The 16,640-nt window shown below is 67.5% G+C and carries 15 protein-coding genes and 1 pseudogene; 11 read left to right on the plus strand and 5 right to left on the minus strand.

Annotated elements, in window-relative coordinates:
• The first annotated feature begins 47 nt into the window (after window positions 1–47).
• From HMPREF0591_RS23535 to HMPREF0591_RS23545, 3 genes and pseudogenes are all read left to right on the plus strand, one after another.
• Window positions 48–1,319 (plus strand): cytochrome P450, encoded by a 1,272-nt coding sequence (locus HMPREF0591_RS23535; protein ID WP_007171196.1) that lies wholly within the window; start codon window positions 48–50, stop codon window positions 1,317–1,319.
• Complete coding sequence (locus HMPREF0591_RS23540) at window positions 1,316–2,422, plus strand: NDMA-dependent alcohol dehydrogenase (protein ID WP_007171197.1); 1,107 nt, start codon at window positions 1,316–1,318, stop codon at window positions 2,420–2,422. The genes HMPREF0591_RS23535 and HMPREF0591_RS23540 overlap by 4 nt, the downstream gene beginning before the upstream one ends.
• A 150-nt stretch (window positions 2,423–2,572) precedes the next feature.
• A pseudogene (locus tag HMPREF0591_RS23545) lies at window positions 2,573–4,095 on the plus strand (aldehyde dehydrogenase family protein).
• A gap of 15 nt (window positions 4,096–4,110) precedes the next feature.
• Here the strand turns inward: HMPREF0591_RS23545 and HMPREF0591_RS23550 are convergent.
• From HMPREF0591_RS23550 to HMPREF0591_RS23570, 5 genes are all read right to left on the minus strand, one after another.
• Window positions 4,111–4,941, minus strand: a complete 831-nt coding sequence (locus HMPREF0591_RS23550) for an oxidoreductase (protein ID WP_007171200.1) — start codon at window positions 4,939–4,941, stop codon at window positions 4,111–4,113.
• Between the two features lie 9 nt (window positions 4,942–4,950).
• Window positions 4,951–6,465, minus strand: a complete 1,515-nt coding sequence (locus HMPREF0591_RS23555; RefSeq protein ID WP_007171201.1) for an MFS transporter — start codon at window positions 6,463–6,465, stop codon at window positions 4,951–4,953.
• 126 nt (window positions 6,466–6,591) lie between these two features.
• A complete protein-coding gene (ppk2, locus tag HMPREF0591_RS23560; protein WP_007171202.1) occupies window positions 6,592–7,470 on the minus strand; it encodes a polyphosphate kinase 2 in 879 nt (292 codons plus the stop codon).
• A gap of 18 nt (window positions 7,471–7,488) precedes the next feature.
• Window positions 7,489–8,154, minus strand: coding sequence for a nitroreductase family protein (locus HMPREF0591_RS23565; RefSeq protein ID WP_007171203.1), 666 nt, complete (start codon window positions 8,152–8,154; stop codon window positions 7,489–7,491).
• Between the two features lie 7 nt (window positions 8,155–8,161).
• Window positions 8,162–9,691 carry an Hsp70 family protein gene (locus HMPREF0591_RS23570; protein ID WP_007171204.1) on the minus strand — a complete coding sequence of 510 codons (1,530 nt, stop codon included), beginning with the start codon at window positions 9,689–9,691 and terminating at the stop codon, window positions 8,162–8,164.
• A gap of 197 nt (window positions 9,692–9,888) precedes the next feature.
• On the opposite strand from HMPREF0591_RS23570, the gene HMPREF0591_RS23575 reads away from it, so the two are divergent.
• The 8 genes from HMPREF0591_RS23575 to HMPREF0591_RS23610 form a co-directional block, all read left to right on the plus strand.
• Window positions 9,889–10,275 carry a SpoIIAA family protein gene (locus HMPREF0591_RS23575; RefSeq protein ID WP_244269097.1) on the plus strand — a complete coding sequence of 129 codons (387 nt, stop codon included), beginning with the start codon at window positions 9,889–9,891 and terminating at the stop codon, window positions 10,273–10,275.
• On the plus strand, window positions 10,272–10,766 hold the full coding sequence (locus HMPREF0591_RS23580; protein WP_007171207.1) for a CAP domain-containing protein: 495 nt from the start codon (window positions 10,272–10,274) through the stop codon (window positions 10,764–10,766). The genes HMPREF0591_RS23575 and HMPREF0591_RS23580 overlap by 4 nt, the downstream gene beginning before the upstream one ends.
• The gene (locus HMPREF0591_RS23585) at window positions 10,763–11,122 is read left to right on the plus strand and encodes a DUF732 domain-containing protein (protein WP_007171208.1); all 360 of its coding nucleotides are present in this window, start codon (window positions 10,763–10,765) and stop codon (window positions 11,120–11,122) included. The genes HMPREF0591_RS23580 and HMPREF0591_RS23585 overlap by 4 nt, the downstream gene beginning before the upstream one ends.
• Before the next feature lie 202 nt (window positions 11,123–11,324).
• Entirely contained in the window at window positions 11,325–12,092 is a 768-nt protein-coding gene (locus HMPREF0591_RS23590) for an MlaE family ABC transporter permease (protein WP_040623803.1), read from the plus strand.
• Window positions 12,089–12,943: an ABC transporter permease gene (locus HMPREF0591_RS23595; RefSeq protein ID WP_007171210.1), complete on the plus strand. Its 855-nt coding sequence runs from the start codon at window positions 12,089–12,091 to the stop codon at window positions 12,941–12,943. The genes HMPREF0591_RS23590 and HMPREF0591_RS23595 overlap by 4 nt, the downstream gene beginning before the upstream one ends.
• 4 nt (window positions 12,944–12,947) lie before the next feature.
• Window positions 12,948–14,378, plus strand: a complete 1,431-nt coding sequence (locus tag HMPREF0591_RS23600) for an MCE family protein (RefSeq protein WP_007171211.1) — start codon at window positions 12,948–12,950, stop codon at window positions 14,376–14,378.
• A 37-nt stretch (window positions 14,379–14,415) separates the two neighbouring features.
• Window positions 14,416–15,444: a virulence factor Mce family protein gene (locus HMPREF0591_RS23605; RefSeq protein WP_007171212.1), complete on the plus strand. Its 1,029-nt coding sequence runs from the start codon at window positions 14,416–14,418 to the stop codon at window positions 15,442–15,444.
• On the plus strand, window positions 15,441–16,640 hold a 1,200-nt coding region (locus tag HMPREF0591_RS23610; RefSeq protein ID WP_083802059.1), incomplete at its 3' end, for an MCE family protein. The genes HMPREF0591_RS23605 and HMPREF0591_RS23610, both read left to right, overlap by 4 nt.

The following is a 16,640-nucleotide window of genomic DNA, read 5'->3' on the forward strand; positions in this document are numbered from 1 at the left end:
AAGTCGCGGTGACGCGCACCACCGCGCGCCGCCAGAAAGGCCCTCCGATGACCGCACCCACGACCGCGCCCACCCACAAGGGCATCGACCTCAGCGCCCGCGAGTTCTGGGCCAAACCTCCGGAAGAGCGGGACGCGGCCTTCGCCGTCCTGCGCGCGGAAAACCCCGTGCCGTGGAGCCGCCCCGCGGAATCCGACCTGCTGCCCCCCGAGCTCAACACCCGGGGGTTCTGGTCGCTGACCAAGCAAGACGACATCCGGATGGCCAGCCGCCACCCGGAGATCTTCTCCTCGGCCCAGGGCATCACGATGGAGGACTTCGCCCCCGAAGCGGTGGAGATCGCGCAATCGTTCATCGCCATGGACGCCCCGCGGCACACCCAGCTGCGGGGGATCACGACGGAAGCCTTCAAGCCCAAGAACGTGCGCCGCCTGGAGGGCTGGATCCGCGGCCACGCCCACGACCTGGTCAGCGAGATGGCCCACCTCGGCGAGGGCGACTTCGTCCAACTCGTGTCGGTGAAGCTGCCCGGCCGCATCTTCGGCAGCTTCTTCGGGCTGCCCGAAGGCGAACTGCGCGACAGGGCCGTCACCGCCGCCCAGCGGCTCGTCGGCTGGACCGACCCGAACATCCGCGGCGAGCAGAGCGAACTGGAACTGTTCATGGGCGCCGTCATGGATCTGCACGAGGTCGCGACGGTCTTGATCCCGCAGCGGCGGGCCAACCCCGGCGACGACCTGATGACCTGGATGGTGCAGGCCGAGTTCGACGGCAAGAAGATGACCGACGACGAGTTGAAGGCCTTCTTCGTGCTGATGGGCGTCGCGTCCAACGACACCACGCGGCACGCCTCGGCGCACGCCATCGCCGCCCTCTCGAAGTTCCCCGACCAGCGCGCGCTGCTCGTCGAGGACGTCGAGGGCCGGGTCGGCACCGCGGTCGAGGAGGTGTTGCGCTGGGGGTCGCCGTTGCTGCACATGCGCCGCACCGCCACCCAGGACGTCACCGTGCGCGGATCGGAGATCAAGGCCGGCGACAAGGTGGTGCTGTGGTACTACTCGGGCAACCGCGACGAGGACGTCTTCGACGATCCGCATTCGTTCAACATCCTGCGAAACCCCAACCCGCACATCGCCTTCGGCGGCGGCGGTCCGCACTTCTGCCTGGGCGCGGCCCTGGCCCGCACCATGCTGAAGGCGTTGCTGACCGAGGTCTACACGCGCATCCCGGACATCTCGGCACCGCAGCCCAACTACGCCCTGGCCAACTTCATCAACGGCGTCAACAGCCTGCCGGCGACCTGGACGCCGGAACGATGAAGACCAAAGCGGCGGTGCTGTGGGGTCTGCACCAGAAGTGGGAGGTCGAAGAGGTCGACCTCGACGGGCCCAAGCAGAACGAGGTGCTGATCAAGGTGGCCGCCGCCGGCCTGTGCCACTCCGACGACCACCTGATCACCGGCGACATGCCGATGCAGCTACCGGTGGTCGGCGGGCACGAGGGTGCGGGCGTCGTCGTCGATGTGGGGCCCGGTGTCACCGAAGTCGCCGAGGGCGACTCGGTGGCGCTGAGCTTCATCCCGGCCTGCGGTCGCTGCGAGCCGTGTTCGCGGGGGATGAGCAATCTGTGCGTGCTGGGCGCCGCCATCATCGCCGGACCACAGCTCGACGGCACCTTCCGGTTCCACGCCAAAGGTCAAGCGCTGGGCCAGATGTGCGTGTTGGGAACGTTCTCCGAATACACGGTGGTACCGCTAGCCTCGGTGATCAAGGTGGAGCCGTCCACCGCGCTCGACACCGCCGCGCTGGTCGGGTGCGGGGTCACCACCGGCTACGGCAGCATGGTGCGCACCGGCGAGGCGCGCGACGGCGACGCGGTGGTGGTCATGGGGGTGGGCGGGATCGGGGTGAACGCGGTGCAGGGCGCCCGGATCGCGGGTGCACGCGTCATCGTCGCCCTCGATCCCGTCGAGTACAAGCGCACCCGGGCGCTCGAGTTCGGCGCCACGCACACCGCCGCGACGGTCGGCGAGGCCCAGGCGCTGATCACCGACCTGACGCGCGGACAACTGGCCGACGTCTGCGTGGTCAGCACCGACTCGGCCGAGGGAAGCTACGTCGCGCAGGCCCTCAGCCTGGTCGGCAAGCGCGGCAGGGTGGTGATGACCGCGATCCCGCATCCGACCGACACCCGTGTCGACATGTCGCTGTTCGATCTGACGCTGTACGAAAAGCAGGTCCGTGGCTCGCTTTTCGGATCGTCCAATCCCCGCCACGACATACCCCGGATGCTCGACCTGTACCGCGCCGGCCGACTGAAGCTCGACGAACTCGTCACCCGCGAGTACACCCTCGAGGAGATCAACACCGGCTACGCCGATCTCCACGCCGGGGTGAATCTGCGTGGGCTGATCCGGTTCTGAAACTTTCATGGGTCTCATCGCCATCGTGGTGATTCTTGCTGCCCCGCTGGGCATCCCGGCCGGGGTCAGCGTGGCGCACCATGCCGCCGACCGGTTCAGGAGCTGCGCGCGATGGGGCCGACGGATCCGACGAACGGGAGTGAGAACGACATGACCGGCATTCCGCACTATTCGATGTACATCGACGGGCGATGGCGCGACGCGTCCGGCAGCTTGGAGGTGCGCGATCCCGCGACCAACAGGTTGGTGGCGACGGTCGCCCGGGCGACGCCACCGCGGCCGACGAGGCCGTCGCCGCGGCGACGGCAGCGCATGTCCGCGGTGTCTGGCGATTGACCCCCCCGGCCGAACGCGCCCGCATCCTCGATGCGATCGCCGACAATCTCGCCGCCCGGTTCGACGAGTTGACCGCCCTGCAAGTCCGCGAAAACGGCGCGACCGCACGGTCCGCGGGCGCATTTCTGCTGGGCTACTCGATCGCCCACCTGAAATACTTCGCCTCGCTGGCGCGCTCGTACGCGTTCGAAGAAACGGGGCCCTTGATCGAAGCGCCCACGCTGGCCGCGGGCGTGCTCCGCCGCGAGCCGATCGGCGTCTGCGCCGGCATCGTGCCGTGGAACTTCCCGCTGCTGCTGGCCGTGTGGAAGCTGGGACCCGCTCTGGCGGCCGGCAACACGATCGTGCTCAAGCCCGACGACCAGACTCCGCTGACGCTGCTCGAACTCGCCGGGGCGGCGGACGAAGCCGGCCTGCCGGCGGGGGTGCTGAACGTTGTCACGGGACCGGGCCCGGTCGTGGGCGCGCGGCTTGCCGAACACCCCGACGTGCGCAAGGTGGCGTTCACCGGCTCAACCGAAGTCGGCAAGACCGTGATGCGCGCCGCCGCCGGCAACGTCAAGAAGGTCACCCTGGAGTTGGGCGGCAAGGGCGCCAACATCGTCTGCGACGACGCCGACCTGGACCTGGCGGTCGACGGCACGCTGTTCGGATTCCTGCTGATGTGTGGTCAGGCCTGCGAGTCCGGAACCCGGCTGTTGCTCCACGCGTCGATACACGACGAGTTCGTGCGGCGGCTGGTCGCCCGCGCGTCCACCCTTGTCGTGGGTGATCCGATGGACGCGGCCACCGATGTCGGCCCGCTGATATCGGCCAAACAGAAAGCGCGAGTGGAGAAGTACGTGGCGCTCGGGCAGGAGGAGGGGTGCAAGATCGCGTTCCAGGGCGCGACGCCCACGGCGCCCGACCTCGCCGACGGCCATTGGGTCGCGCCGACGATCCTGACCGGCGCCACCAACGACATGCGGGTGGCGCGGGAGGAGATTTTCGGGCCGGTGCTGGTCGTGATCAAGTGCGCCGACGACGCCGAAGCGGTCGCGATCGCCAACGACAGCGAGTACGGGCTGTCCGCCGGCGTGTGGAGTACCGACAACGAACGCGCGCTGGCGATCGCCCGCGAGCTGGAATCCGGCACCGTGTGGATCAACGACTGGCACATGGTCAACGCGATGTATCCCTTCGGCGGCGTGAAACAAAGCGGCCTGGGGCGCGAGCTCGGGCCCGGCGCGCTCGACGAGTACACCGAACAGAAGTTCGTGCACCTCGACATGGCCAATGACCGGGCCAAGCGGGTCTACGCCGTCGTCGTGCCGCCCGCGGCGGCGGGACGGGCCTGATCGGGCCGCGGCGGGTTACGGCGCGAAATCGGTGCCCGTGGTCAGCTCTTCCCACCGGCCGATCTCGTCGGCCCGCGCGTCCGCGACATGGCGGTAGATGGCCAGCGCGTCGGGGCCGAGCAGCAGAAACCCCGGGGGCTCGCCCGACTCGACCGCCGCGATGATCGCGGTGGCCGCCTTGGCGGGGTCGCCGGCCTGGTTGCCGTGCATGGTGTCGTTCTCCTTGCGGCGCTGCCCGGCGGTGGCGGCGTAGTCGTCGATCACCGTGTTCGACTGGACGAGCGAGCGACCGGCGAAGTCGGTGCGGAACGCGCCCGGCTCGACGACGGTCACCGAGATGCCCAGCGGGGCAAGCTCACCGCGCAGCGCGCCGCTCATGCCTTCGATGGCCGCCTTGGCCGCCGCGTAGTAGCCGGACCCCACCGGTGTCACCGTTGCGCCGATCGAGGAGATGTTCACGATCGCGCCGCGGCGGCGGCCCCGCATCCCGGGCAGGACGGCCTTGATCATCGCCACCGTGCCGAAGAAGTGCGTCTCGAAGAGGGCCCGCACCTCGGCGTCGTCGCCCTCCTCGACCGCGGCGCGATACCCGTAGCCGGCGTTGTTCACCAGCACGTCGACGGGGCCGAACCGGTCGCCGGCCTGGCGCACCGCGAAGTCGACCTGCGCGGGATCGGTGACGTCCAAGGCGGCCGGCAGCACCCGCTCCGGGGCGGCCGACGCCAGGTCGGCGACCTTCGCCACGTCGCGCGCGGTGACGACCGCGTTGTGACCGGCCGCGATGACGGCTTCGGCGAGTGCGCGGCCGAGCCCGGTCGAGCAGCCGGTGATGAGCCAGGTGGACATGCGGCGATCCTACGGTTGGATATTGCCCAGCGATGCGCTGCCGGCGTCACTTGTGTCACCGATCCGTTCCAGGTTCGTCCCCCCTGTCTCGATTCTGAAGAGGTAGGTCACCGCGGCACCGAGTGCGAACGCGCCAACCAGCACGTAGAGCAGTGCGGTGGTGCCGATCGACTTCAGCAGAATTGGGAACAAGAAGGCGGTCATGACCGCCGCCACTTTCGCGAACGAGGCGGCAAATCCGGCGCCCTTGCCGCGCACCCGGGTCGGAAACACCTCGCCGGCCACCAGATAGGTCATGGAGTTGGGGCCCAGGTCCGACATGAAATAGAACAGCGTGAAGCCGGTGAAGAGCAATGCCACGTTGTGGCCGCCGGCGGGCCGGATCGAGAGGGCGGCCAACGCCAAGCCGACTGCGCAACCGATGAAGCCAGTGATCTCCAAACGCATGCGTCCCGCTTTGTCGACCAGGAGGATGGCGGTGACGATGCCGGCCACGAACAACAGGTCCATCAGGGCCGAACCCTTGATGCCCAGGATGTCGTTGTGGATCGTGCCCGGCAGAGTCTGCGCCGGCGACTTCTCTCCGATGACGGCTGCCAGCATCGTCGGTGTGAAGATGCCGATGCCGTAAAGGCCCAGGTCTTGGAGGAACCACGGTACCGAGGCCAAGATGGTCGCCCGGCGGTTCTTCTTGGCGAACAGCGCCCGGTAGCCGCTTTCCGGGTTGGGATTCCGGGTGCCACCGCGGCGCAGCGTCACGTTCCGCGGGTACTGCGGGTCGCGTTCCAGCAGCTTGCAGGTGACCTTCTCGGCTTCCTCCGTCCGCCCGGCGGACAGTAGCCACTGCGGGCTGTCTGTCACGAAGAACCGCCCCACAATGACCGCGACCGCGGGTAAGACGCCGACACCATACATCCACCTCCAGGCGGTCACGTCCGGGTTCTTGTAGAGAATGACAAAGCCGGCCGCCGTACCGATCAACGCTCCAACCGCCTGAAACGCGAAGGCGCTCAACACGAGCCGCCCACGCCGCGACGTCGGGGTGCTCTCGGCGATGACCATGTGTGCGGTGGGGTAATCGCAGCCCAGCGCGAGGCCGGCTCCGAAGAGGAAACTCAGCAACGCGACGAAGTTGGGTGAGAAGGTCAGCGCTGCAAGGAATATGGTGAAAATGACCATCTCCACGATGAACATGCGCTTGCGCCCGTACCTGTCGGCCATGCCGCCGAGGACGCTCGCCCCAACCAGGATGCCTGCCAACGATGCCGCGGTGACCAGACCTTGCTCGGTAGCAGCGAGGTGAAACTCGATCGAGATCAGCGGCAGGGCGGCTCCCGTCATGAAGACCACCATGCCCTCGAAGAATTTGCCCGCCGAGGCCAGCGCCCAGATTCGCAGTTGCATGGAGGTCATGGGCGTCGACGGCGTCACGGTCCCGTCCGACCACTTGGGACGTTCGTCAATGTATTCCTGGACCGTTTTTCCCGTGATCGCGCTGCGTGCCGCAGAATCTTGTCCGGTCATCCTGATTGCCGTCGTTGTCGGAGTTGAACAGTGCGAAAGTCGGCGACGAAACGCACCCTTCCGTCGCGGCTACCCGCCGTGCTGCTCGTCAACCGGCGATGTGAACCAAACGAAAATGATCGAGAGTCAATCGGCCAGTGCGCGGCCCACGATCAAGGGATCCGGCTCGCCGACGACCTCGTGATCCTTCTCGTCGTAATCGGACTTGGCGAGCAGGTAGCGCATGGCGTTGACGCGGGCTCGTTTCTTGTCGTTGCTCTTCACCACGATCCATGGAGCGATGTCGGTGTCGGTCGCGTCGAACATCGCCTCCTTGGCCTCGGTGTAAGCGTCCCATCTGTGCACAGATTCGATGTCCATCGGGGAGAACTTCCACTGCCGCACCGGATCCACCAGGCGAATGGCGAATCGGGTGCGCTGCTCGGCGGGTGATACCGAGAACCAGAACTTGGTCAGGCTGATTCCGTTGTCGACCAACATCCGTTCGAAGGGCGGTGCCTGCTCCATGAATTCGGAGTACTGCTTCGGGGTGCAAAATCCCATCACCTTTTCGACGCCCGCGCGGTTGTACCAGGACCGGTCGAACAACACGATTTCGCCGCCGGCGGGCAGATGAGTGATGTAGCGCTGGAAATACCACTGCGTTTGTTCGCGTTCGGTCGGCTTTTCCAGCGCCACCACCCGGGCGTTGCGCGGGTTGAGGTGTTCCATGAATCGCTGGATGGTGCCGCCCTTTCCGGCGGCGTCCCGCCCCTCGAACACGATCACGTGCCGCGCGCCGGTGCGCTTACTATGCCTTTGCAACTTCAGCAATTCGATCTGCAGCCGCCGTTTCAGCCGCTCGTATTCGTCGCCCGGCATCCGCTGGTCGTAGGGGTATCGCTCCCGCCAGGTCTGGACGTCATTGCCGTCGCGATCCAGTAGCACCGGGTCGTCGTCATCTTCGTCGTCGACGGTGTATCCGTGTTCTGGAGTGGACAGGTCGTCGAGATCTATTTGTGTCATACCCGACGTTACTGCGGTTCATCCGCCGAATGCCGGACCGTCGAAACGCCCCTGGGTGACGAACTCGGCGACCCGCCGGCGGCGCAGCTTGGTCGGCTGGCGCACCGGCTTGCCGAGGGGCACAACGGCGGCGACCGCGTGCAGCTCGGGGATTCCCAGCAGGCGGCGGACCTGGTCCTCCGCCGCGACGGCCATGGTCGTGAAGGTGCCGCCGTAACCTTCGCAGCGGGCGGCCAGCAGCATGTTCCAGACCAGCGGGTACACCGATGCGCCGCCGGCCAGCCCGACGCGGTCCAGGTCCTGATCCACCGAGGCGACGACCGTCAGGTCGACCGAAACGACAAGGACCACCGGCGCTTTGGCGATCGGCGCGACGAACGTGTCGGGGATCTCGGTGTGGTCGATGACCCCCTGCGGCACCGCGCTCGGATGGACTGAGTTCCATGGGTTTTCGCCCGCCTGCAGCTGGGCGAAGTAACGCCGGGCCGCCGGGGTGCCCAGCTCGGCGATTCGGCGACGGGTGTCCGGGTCGCGGACCACGGTGACGTGGGCGCCTTGCCGGTTGCCGCCGCTGGGGGCGAACCGGGCGTTGTCGAAGATGCGCCACAACACCTCGTCGGGCAGCGGGTCATCGGTGAATTCGCGCGCCGCGAACGTCGTTCGCATGACGTCGTACAGTTCCATGGCCGCGTCACGCGCTCGCGGGGGCGCGGCGCTCCAGGCGGAAGGTGCGATGGAATCCCGCCGGCTGCGTCGTCAGGGTCACTTCCACCGCGCCGCTGGGGGCGATGACGTAGCGCTCCTCGACGTCGGGTCCGTCGCGCCACCGGCCGACCGGCTGACGGCCGAGGTCGTCGCGGTCGTGCAGGGCGGGGTCGAAGGGGAACAGGACGGGATCGTAGGGCGTGACGTCGCCGTCGGGCCGGCCGTTGACCAGGCGGCTGCATTCCACGAACCGGAAGTGCCCGATGTTGTGCGCCGCGCGGTAGGTCCGCTTGACCACGAGCGGGGTGTGCCCGTCGGCGGGCAGCGAGGCGTCCTTGCACACGATCGGGTCGAAGACGACGCCGGCGCCGGCCTCCGCCTCGCGGAAGACGCCGAAGTTACGCGAGAAACGTTCGGAGAGCGCGAAATCGGATTCCTTGTCGAGGAAGACCGCCAGGCCGATGGCGGTGGCCGCGAAGGGGTGCGGCGAGCGTTTGACCCGCTTGTCGCCGAACGTGGTGCGCAGCATCCGCGAGACCAGCGGGAAGCTGCCGGCGCCGCCCACGACGTAGATGCCGGCGACCTCCGACCACGTCACGTCCCGGCCGCCGTCGGCCGGATTGTGCAGCACGCGGTCGAGCAGGTCCATCGTCTTGTCGACGAGCGGTGCGCACACCGCGTAGACGTCGTCGATGGGGCAGGAGAACGGCGGCCGGTCCGCCCCGTCGACCCCGGTGAGGTCAACCAGGAAGCGGCGCGTCTGCGGCCCGACGGCCTCCTTGCGGGCGGCGCACTCCTCCCTCAGCAGGTCGCGGGCCGCCGCGTCCACACCGGACAGCCGCGACCGCTCCAGGACCAGCTCGACGATCGCCTCGTCGAAATCGTCACCGCCGAGGCGCTGGATGCCCTCGCTGACGACGACCTCGTTCGCGTGCCCGGTCATCTTGAGCAGCGACGCGTCGAAGGTGCCCCCGCCCAGGTCGTAGATCAGGACGTACTCCCGCTTGGCGGTGATGGTCGAGCGGTACCGGTGCGCGTATTCCAGGCTGGCGGCCGACGGCTCGTTGAGCAGCGCGACGACGTGGAAACCCGCGGCGACGAAGGCGTCCAGCGTCAGCAGGCGTTGGGCGCTCGAGGCGTTGGCCGGCACGCTGATCGCCGCCTCGATCGTTTCGCCCGCGCCGACGCTGGCGTTGGAGCGACCCAGCAGGTCCGCTTTCAGCTGGGCGAGAAAACCGGTGAGCAGGTCGGCCAGTCGATGGCTGCGGCCGGCCAGGCTCACCTCGGTCTGGGGCCCGGCCTCGTTGAGCAGACGCTTGAACGACCGCAACACCGACCAGTCCGGGTCGTGGCGCACGGCGGCGGCTTCCGCGCCGAACCGCAGTTCCCCCGCGGCGTTGGCGGCGACGATCGACGGCCACGCGTCCTCGCCGTCGAAGGAGATGACGGGGTAGTTGCCTCGATCGACGGCCGCAACGACGGTGTGGGTGGTGCCAAAGTCGATGCCGACTCTCATCGCGCAATTTTAGGACCGCGCCGGGGGCTTGGAACAAGCTTTTTGCCCGGCGCGCCGCGGCCCGACCGGGCCCCCGCGTTAACGGCCACCGGTCGCTTCTTCCGATGACTTTGGCCCCTAGGCCGCCCGCGCGCGGCGTGGAGACGATGACCGGATCGAGAGAGATTGCGTTTGTTCAAGGAGGCCTCGTGATCGAGATGCTCAATGGCTTTCCCGACGATGTGGCCGCGTTCGCCATTCATGGACACGTGACCAAGGCCGATTACGACACGGTGCTGATACCGACCTTCGAAGACAAGCGGAGTCGGCACAGAAAGGTCCAGATATATTGCGAAATCGCGCCGGACCTAACCGTTCTCGGCCCGGGTGCGATATGGGCCGATTCGAAATTCGGTGTGGACCACTACTTCGACTGGGACCGGTGCGCAATCGTCAGCGACGTGCCATGGGTGAAGCACGTGGCGAAACTCAGCGAACTTCTGGGCTTTTTGTGGCCCGGGAGGTACCGCACGTTTTCGCAGGCGGATGCCGGCGAGGCGCGCGAATGGATTTCCGAACCCGGCGGTAGCCGCGGGGCGGCATGAACGGGCACGACGCCGTTCGTCGCTGCGCCGTTCTCCTCGGCGGTACGGCGCTCGCCTGCGCGCCGGCCAACGCGGACAACAAACGGCTCAACGACGGAGTCGTCGCCAACGTCTACACCGTTCAGCACAACGCCGGCTGCACCAACGACGTGCGGATCAACCCGCAACTGCAACTGGCGGCGCAGTGGCACACCGACGATGTGCTCGTCAACCGCTCCCTCGACGGTGACATCGGCTCCGACGGCTCGACGCCGCAGGACCGGGCGAACGCCGCGGGGTACACGGGCAGCGCGGCCGAGACCGTGGCGATCAACCCGGCGCTGGCGATCAGCGGGCTGGAGGTGATCCAGCAGTGGTATGACAACCCCGGCTACCTCGCGATCATGCGGAATTGTGCCTACACGCAGATGGGGGTGTGGTCCGAGAACAGCCTGGACCGTAGCGTGGTCGTCGCCATGTATGGCGCGCCCGGCGCCGGGGCGCCGAGATGAACATCCCGCGGCTGACCGGTCCGGCTGCGGTCGCGGCGGTCCTACTGTGCACGGCGCCGCCCGCCGCGCGGGCTGATGCGGTGGCCTACCTCGTCAACGTGACGGTGCGCCCGGGCTACAACTTCGCCGACGCGGACGCCGCTCTGGCCTACGGGAACGGCATTTGCGACAAGGTGCGGTCGGGGGAGCGCTATGCGCAGATCGTCACGGACGTCAAGAAGGACTTCGACAACACCGACGAGCATCAGGCGTCGTATCTGATAAGCCAGGCCGTCGGTGAGCTGTGCCCCGCCCAGATCTGGCAGCTACGGCAATCGGCCGCCGGATACGTCGCGCCCACTCCGGTGACGCGATGACAACATCAACGGCTTATCCCAGCCATTCCGATAACCGCGGATTTTGTTCGACCAGAGTGAATTTCGCGCGCCGGTGGCAAACACCGCGAATTCGCCCACACGGGTTAACGGCGTGTTGTACGGTTCCTCACAAGCGACCCCGGGTTAGGAGCACACGGCTCGCGACGACGGTGCTGATTCCGGGTCGTGGGAGGGGGTTGTGATGATTTCCTCGGAGTCCGTCACCAGACCCCTCCGCTCGGCCGGTGAATTCTTCGCCATGTCGCTCGACACATTCGTGGCGATGTTCAAGCTGCCCTTTCCGTGGCGCGAGTTTCTGTTGCAAACCTGGTTCGTGGCACGGGTGTCGATAATTCCGACGTTGTTGTTGACCATCCCGTTCACCGTGCTCGTCGTGTTCACCATGAACATCCTGTTGGTCGAGTTCGGGGCCGCCGATTTCTCCGGCACGGGGGCCGCGACGGCATCGGTCACCCAGATCGGCCCCGTGGTGACCGTTCTGGTCGTCGCCGGGACCGGGGCCACGGCTATGTGTGCCGACCTCGGCGCGCGTGCCATCCACGACGAACTCGACGCGTTGCGGGTGATGGGCGTCGATCCGGTGCGCCGGCTGGCCGCGCCGCGGGTGCTGGCGGCCACCGTCGTCGCGGTGTCCTTGGTGTCGCTGGTGACGTTGGTGGGCTTGGGCGGGTCGTTCTTCTTCTCGGTTTTCATCCAGCACGTCACGCCCGGCGCCTTCGCGGCGGGTCTGACCCTGCTCACCCACCTGCCGGACCTGGTCCTCGGACTGGTCAAAGGGGCGCTGTTCGGGATGGCGGCCGCTCTGATCGCTTGCTACAAGGGCATTTCCGTGGGGGGAGGCCCGCAAGGTGTCGGTAACGCCGTCAACGAAACCGTCGTGTACTCGTTCATCGCCCTGTTCGTCATCAACATCGTGGCGACTGCCGTCTACTACACGGGCCCGCAGTGACCGCCGACGACGCGGCCCAGCGACGCGCCTGGCCGGCGGAGGCGGCCGGCCGCGTCGCCGCGGGGTGGAATCGCGTTGGCGCGCAGGTGAAGTTCTATGCCACGGCGGTAACCGAAATGCGGACCGCCTTCCTTCGGTACTGGAAGGAGATCATCCGGCTCGTCGCCCAGATGAGTCTGGGCACCGGCGCGCTGGCGGTGATCGGCGGCACCGTGGTGATCGTCGGCTTCCTGACCCTGTCGACCGGCGCCGTCATCGCGGTACAGGGCTACAACCAGCTGTCCGGCATCGGGGTCGAGGCGATGACCGGGTTCATCTCCGCCTACGTCAACGTGCGCATCATTTCCCCGGCGGTCGCCGGAGTCGGCCTCGCCGCGACCATCGGCGCCGGCGCCACCGCGCAATTGGGCGCGATGCGGATCGCCGACGAGATCGATGCGCTGGAGGTGATGGCGGTGCGGTCCGTCGCCTACCTCGTCTCCACCCGGGTCGCCGCGGGCGTCGTCGTGGTCATCCCGCTGTACTGCGTGGCGGTGGTGTGTGCCTTTCAGGCGGCCCGGTTCGGGACGACGGGCATCTACGGCCAGTCCACCGGGGTCTACGACCACTACTTCCGCACGTTCCTCAACTCGATCGACCTGCTCTGGTCGTTCGTCACGGTGATCGCCGCGGCGATCGCCGTCATGCTCGTGCACACCTATTACGGCTACAACGCCTCGGGCGGCCCCGCCGGCGTCGGCCGGGCCGTCGGTCACTCGGTCCGCACGTCTCTGATCGTGTTGACGCTCATCGTGCTGACGGTCTCGCTTTCCGTACACGGCCAGTCCGGCCACTTCAATCTGTCGGGGTAGGGACATGACGGAATCGCGCCCGGAGGGCCTGCATCCCGCGTGGTGGACGCTGATCCTGGTCGTCGCCACCCTCGGCACCATCGTGCTGACGTCCGCCTTCTTCTCCGGTTCGTTCAAGTCGTATGTGCCGGTGACGGTGATATCCGACCGCGCGGGCCTGGTGATGGACCGCGGCGGCAAGGTCAAGATGCGTGGCGTCCAGGTCGGCCGGGTCGCCGAGATCACCAGCGGGAAGGACCGGGTGGTCCTCAGGCTCGACCTCTACCCGGACGAGGTCAAGTACATCCCCGCGAACGTGCACGCCCGCATCAGGGCCACCACGTTCTTCAGCGCCAAATATGTCGACCTCGTCTACCCGAGCCGGCCCACCCCGAAGCGCCTGGCGGCCGGGGCGGTGATCAGCGTCGACAACGTTGGCACCGAGGTCAACACGCTGTTCGCCAATCTCGTCAAGGTGCTCGACGAGATCGACCCGGCGAAGCTTCAAAGCGTCCTGTCCGCGGTCGCGGAGGGCCTGCGCGGGCGCGGCCCGGCCATGGGTCAGGGCCTCACCGACGCCAACGAGGTGCTGCGCGCGATCAATCCGCGCGCCGACACCGTCGCGGCGGACCTTCGGGCCGTCAAGCGTGTCGGTGACACCTACAGCCCTGCCGCGCAAGACATCCTGCGGACGCTCGATGCGGCCAGCGGCACCAGCGGCGCCATCACCGATGACGCGGGCGCGCTGGACTCGCTGCTCGCCGGCGTCATCGGCCTCTCGCGCAGCGGTATCAACCTCGTCGGCCCCAACAAAGACAACCTCATCAGGGCCGTGAGTCTGCTCGAACCGACGACCAGCCTGCTGATGAAATACCAACCCGGGCTGACGTGCATGCTGGTCGGCGCCAAGACGGCCCTCGATACCGGGTACCGGGACGCGATGGGCGGCGCCAACGGGTACTCGCTGATCATCGACAGCACACCGCTGTTCGGCGCGGACCAGTACCGGTACCCGCAGAACCTGCCGATCGTCGGCGCCAAGGGGGGCCCCGGCGGAAAGCCGGGCTGCGGATCGCTGCCGGACGTCGCCGCCAACTGGCCACTGCGCCAACTGATCACCAACACCGGCTGGGGAACCGGTCTGGATATCCGGCCCAACCCCGGAATCGCGTTCCCGGGATACGCCGACTACCTGCCCGTCACCCGGGGAATCCCCGAACCGCCCAGCATCCGCTATCCGGGCGGTCCCGCGCCCGGACCGATCCCGTATCCGGGAGCGCCACCCTATGGCGCCCCCCGATACGCCCCCGACGGAACGCCCCTGTATCCCGGTCTGCCGCCCGCCCCGCCGCCCGGCACGCCACGCGAACCGGGGCCCCCGCCGCCGGGATCCGAGCCGGCCGTGATCCCGGCCCCCGCCCAGCTGCAGCCCACCCCCGCACCGCCGCCGCCGTGACGGTCGGGCCGACCACGCAACCAAGGAGCCAACCACCGTGAAAGAGAACCTGCCGGGCACCATCTGGCGCCTGGCCGCCTTCATGGTCGTGTGCACCCTGGGCCTGGCCGCGATGCTGGCCATCTTCGCGCAACTGCGATTCGGCAACGAACTGTCGTACAAGGCGCGGTTCGGCAATGTCTCCGGCCTCGAGGCCGGCAACTTCGTCCGCATCGCGGGCGTCGAGGTCGGCAAGGTCCGCAAAATCTCGATCCAGGACGACGGCACGGCGGTGGTCGACTTCAGCGCCGACGACACCGTGGTGCTGACAGAGGGGAGCAGGGCGGTCATCCGCTACCAGAACCTGATCGGCGGCCGCTACCTGGCGCTGCAGGAAGGCCCCGGCGGCACAAGGCAACTCAGGCCCGGCGACACCATTCCGCTGTCCCGGACGTCGCCGGCGCTGGACCTGGACGCGCTGATCGGCGGGTTCCGCCCGTTGTTCCGCGCGTTGGATCCCGACCAGGTCAACACCCTGTCCAGCGAGCTCATCAAGGCGTTCCAGGGCGAGGGCGGCACGATCGGCTCGGTCTTGGCGCGCACCGCCGCGCTGACGAACACCCTGGCGGACCGGGATCAGCTCATCGGGCAGGTCATCGTCAACCTCAACACCGTCCTGGGCTCCCTCGGAGACCAGAGCGCTCAGTTCGCAACGGCCGTCGACTCGTTGTCCCGGCTGCTGGCAACGCTCGCCGACCGTAAGCGAGACATCAGCAACGGGATCGCCTACGCCAATGCGGCTGCCGGATCGATCGCAGATCTCATCGCGAAAGGCCATGCGCCCCTGACGAAGATCCTCACCGAGGGCGACCGGGCGGGCGCCCTCATCCTGGCCGATCGGGACTATTTCGACGATTTCCTCAACACGCTGCCGGACGCCTACCAGATGCTGAACCGGCAGGGCCTGTACGGCGACTTCTTCAGTTTCTATCTCTGCGAGATGCTCTTCAAGCTGAACGGCAAAGGGGGGCAGCCGGTTTACGTCAAGGTGATCGGCCAGCCCTCGGGGAGGTGCACGCCGCGATGAAGTACTTCTCGGAACGCAACCCGCTGGCCGTCGGCGCGATCGGAATCGTGGTCGTCGGTGGGGTGGTGGCGGCGTCGCTGAGTTACAGCAAGCTGCCCTTCTTCAAATCGGGCAGGGAATACTCGGCGTACTTCGCCGAAGCGGGCGGGCTGTTAACCGGTGCGGCCGTGCAGGTTTCGGGCTTCAAGGCGGGCACGGTGGACAGCATCGCGCTGGACGGCCCGCGGGTGCTGGTCACCTTCGAGGTGGACAAACACATCCGGCTCGGAGAGCGTAGCGAGGCGTCGATCAAGACGAAGAGCCTGCTGGGCGCCAAGATCCTGGAGATCACCACCCGCGGCGACGGCGGGCTGTCCGGACCGATCCCGCTCGAGCGCACCCACGCGCCCTACCAGCTGCCCGAGGCGCTCGGTGACCTCGGCGCCGCCATCAGCGGGATCGACACCAACCGGCTGTCCGAATCATTGGCCGTGCTGGCCGACACGTTCTCCGACACCCCGGCCGACCTGAAGATCGCGGTCGCCGGCGTTGCGCGGTTCTCGCAGACATTGAGTGACCGTGATGCGCAATTGCGAAAGCTGTTGACCAACGCCAACAAAGCGACCACCGTGTTATCCGAACGCAGCGACCAGATAACCCGGCTGGTGGCGGACAGCAACGCGCTGCTCGTGCAACTGCAGGGGCAAAGCCGGGCGCTCGACCAGATCTCCGGCAACATCGCGGCGGTGAGCCGGCAGATCAAAGGGTTCATCGCCGACAACCGCCAAACCCTCAAACCGGCGCTGGACAAGCTGAACGAGGTCTTGGCGATCGTCGACAATCGCAAAGAACGAGTGCGGCAGGCGATCAAGAAGTTCGACGACTACGCGCTGTCGCTCGGCGAGTCGATGTCCACGGGCCCCTGGTTCAACTTCTACATCGCCAACCTCATCCCCGGGCAATTCATCCAGCCCTTCGTCGACGCCGCGTTCTCCGACCTGGGTCTGGACCCGAATGTGCTGCTGCCGTCCCAGCTCACCGATCCGCAGGTCGGTCAGCCCGGAACACCGGCCCTGCCGGTACCTTTCCCGCGCACCGGTCAGGGCGGCGAGCCGAGGCTCAACCTGCCGGACGCGATCACCGGCAAGCCCGACGACCCGCGCTACCCGTACCGTGAGCCGCCCCCCGCGCCGCCGGCGGGCGGCCCGCCGCCGGGG

Origin of the sequence: Mycobacterium parascrofulaceum ATCC BAA-614, from assembly GCF_000164135.1 — a bacterium.
Classification (GTDB): Bacteria; Actinomycetota; Actinomycetes; order Mycobacteriales; family Mycobacteriaceae; genus Mycobacterium; species Mycobacterium parascrofulaceum.

Coding starts and splice junctions, on each gene's coding strand:
- HMPREF0591_RS23555 (WP_007171201.1), bottom strand. CDS start 6,465: ATGACCGGACAAGATTCTGCGGCACGCAGCGCGATCACGGGAAAAACG.
- HMPREF0591_RS23570 (WP_007171204.1), bottom strand. CDS start 9,691: ATGAGAGTCGGCATCGACTTTGGCACCACCCACACCGTCGTTGCGGCC.
- HMPREF0591_RS23575 (WP_244269097.1), top strand. CDS start 9,889: ATGCTCAATGGCTTTCCCGACGATGTGGCCGCGTTCGCCATTCATGGA.
- HMPREF0591_RS23540 (WP_007171197.1), top strand. CDS start 1,316: ATGAAGACCAAAGCGGCGGTGCTGTGGGGTCTGCACCAGAAGTGGGAG.
- HMPREF0591_RS23590 (WP_040623803.1), top strand. CDS start 11,325: ATGATTTCCTCGGAGTCCGTCACCAGACCCCTCCGCTCGGCCGGTGAA.
- ppk2 (WP_007171202.1), bottom strand. CDS start 7,470: ATGACACAAATAGATCTCGACGACCTGTCCACTCCAGAACACGGATAC.
- HMPREF0591_RS23600 (WP_007171211.1), top strand. CDS start 12,948: ATGACGGAATCGCGCCCGGAGGGCCTGCATCCCGCGTGGTGGACGCTG.
- HMPREF0591_RS23550 (WP_007171200.1), bottom strand. CDS start 4,941: ATGTCCACCTGGCTCATCACCGGCTGCTCGACCGGGCTCGGCCGCGCA.
- HMPREF0591_RS23535 (WP_007171196.1), top strand. CDS start 48: ATGACCGCACCCACGACCGCGCCCACCCACAAGGGCATCGACCTCAGC.
- HMPREF0591_RS23565 (WP_007171203.1), bottom strand. CDS start 8,154: ATGGAACTGTACGACGTCATGCGAACGACGTTCGCGGCGCGCGAATTC.
- HMPREF0591_RS23585 (WP_007171208.1), top strand. CDS start 10,763: ATGAACATCCCGCGGCTGACCGGTCCGGCTGCGGTCGCGGCGGTCCTA.
- HMPREF0591_RS23580 (WP_007171207.1), top strand. CDS start 10,272: ATGAACGGGCACGACGCCGTTCGTCGCTGCGCCGTTCTCCTCGGCGGT.